The organism is Ruminiclostridium cellobioparum DSM 1351 = ATCC 15832 (assembly GCF_000621505.1).
Classification (GTDB): Bacteria; Bacillota; Clostridia; order Acetivibrionales; family DSM-1351; genus Ruminiclostridium; species Ruminiclostridium cellobioparum.
In genome coordinates this window covers 1-1,728 of record NZ_JHYD01000083.1, presented here as the reverse complement: position 1 = coordinate 1,728, position 1,728 = coordinate 1, and the positions used below count along the sequence as shown (strand labels likewise).

Annotated in this window: 2 protein-coding genes; both read right to left on the bottom strand. The window is 35.9% G+C overall.

Annotation, left to right across the window (positions count from 1 at the left end):
* Positions 1-77 precede the first annotated feature (77 nt).
* Positions 78-956 carry an IS3 family transposase gene (locus T344_RS0119400; RefSeq protein WP_242842113.1) on the bottom strand — a complete coding sequence of 293 codons (879 nt, stop codon included), beginning with the start codon at positions 954-956 and terminating at the stop codon, positions 78-80.
* Positions 957-976: 20 nt separating this feature from the next.
* Positions 977-1,660: a helix-turn-helix domain-containing protein gene (locus tag T344_RS0119395; RefSeq protein ID WP_027630049.1), complete on the bottom strand. Its 684-nt coding sequence runs from the start codon at positions 1,658-1,660 to the stop codon at positions 977-979.
* Positions 1,661-1,728: the final 68 nt, after the last annotated feature.

Here is a 1,728-nt window from a genome sequence, read left to right as displayed (position 1 = left end):
TGAACCGCTCCCCGTCAAGTAGACAATTAAAAAAATAAAAATCTTTTCTGCCAGTAGGTATAACCTGCTGGCAGTTTTTATGCTGCATGTAAATACATATCATGTTTCTCCATTGGCGTTAATACACCAAGATTTCTTTGTAATCGTTTATTGTTGTAGTACTCAATATACTCTTCTATCATTTTTACTACCGATTCCCTACTGGTAAATCGCTTCCCATAATATCGTTCTCTTTTAAGGATACCCCAGAAACCTTCCATAGGACCATTATCAATGCATTTTGCTACTCTTGACATACTTTGGGTCATTCCTGCAACTTCCAGTTTCTTATGGAATACTCGATTTGTATACTGAAATCCTCGGTCACTATGAAAGATTGGGTGTGCATCTGGATTTGCGTTAACAGCAGCGTCAAATGTATCGAATACTAATGCATTACTATTGGAATCACGAACAACATAAGAGACAATTCTCCTGTCGTACAAATCCAAGATGGCACTTAGATATACCTTGCGTTTTTCCACACCAATGAAATACTTGAATTCAGTTACATCTGTAAGCCACTTTTTATTTGGTGAATTGGCAGTAAATTCACGGTTCAATAGATTTTCAGCTATGTATTGTGGATTTGCTGCTTGCCTCGTACAACCGTTGTTTTCATATTTAATTGTTGATCTTATATCCAGCCTACGACATATGCGTAAAACACGCTTGTCATTCGCTTTAATATCATGATATCGTTCTAAATCATCCCGTATTCTTCTATACCCTTTATCGGGGCTTTCTTCGTGGATCTTTTCGATCTTATCAGCAATGAGCCGATTTGTAATCTCACCTTTAGTAAGTCCTCTATGCAACCATTTATAATAAGCTGCTCGTGATACTTTACCAAGTTTACAAAGAGCAATAATCGGGTAATCGTGTTCTTCATTTTCTTCCTTGATTGCCTGATAAATGTATTTTTGTCGTATCTGGCCTAGCCCCGCCTCCTCTCTATTTCCTCGAGTTTTTTTAAGAAAGAGACCTCCATTTCAGCACATTCTTTTTCAGCCCTTAAAATCTTATTTTCAGCACGCAGCTTTTCTAATTCACTCATTTCATCCTCGGATTTCCGTTTTCCACGGTTATCTTTTAGAGTTTCCACGCCACCGCTTTCATATTTAACGGCATAGTTACGTGCCTGTTGGTAAGATACCTGATACTTTTTTCCTGTCTCAGCATAATTATGATCATGTGCAATACAATACTCTACTATTTCAACTCTTTCATCAAATGTGGTTTTTCTTCCTTTAGTCATGATTGTATTTACCTCTGTTCCAAAAGATTTTAATTCTTCATGACCATTATACTTCTTAATCCATCTTCTAAGTTGAGTTTCTGACCTGATTTTATATTTTTTTAGTATTTCAGGAGCTGTATACTTTCCGTTCAGATAATCATTGACAGCTGACTGTTTTAATACGGAAGAATATCTACTTGCTTGACTACTTGTTCTTAATCCTTCAAATCCAAAAGCATTGTATAGACGGATCCAACCCTTTAGTGCGCCTTGACTCATTTCGTATATACGACATAATTCTCGAAATCCATAAGTGTTGTTAAGATATTCAATAATAATTTTCTCTTTTTCAGCGTAGGAATATTTGTGTTTAAATGCCATAAAATATACTCCCTCCTAAGTGACAAGTTTTTATTATTTTAATTGTCTACCTAGAAGGGAGCATATCA

Excerpts from the sequence above, each read along its gene's own strand:
- T344_RS0119395 (WP_027630049.1), bottom strand. The coding sequence starts at position 1,660 with ATGGCATTTAAACACAAATATTCCTACGCTGAAAAAGAGAAAATTATT.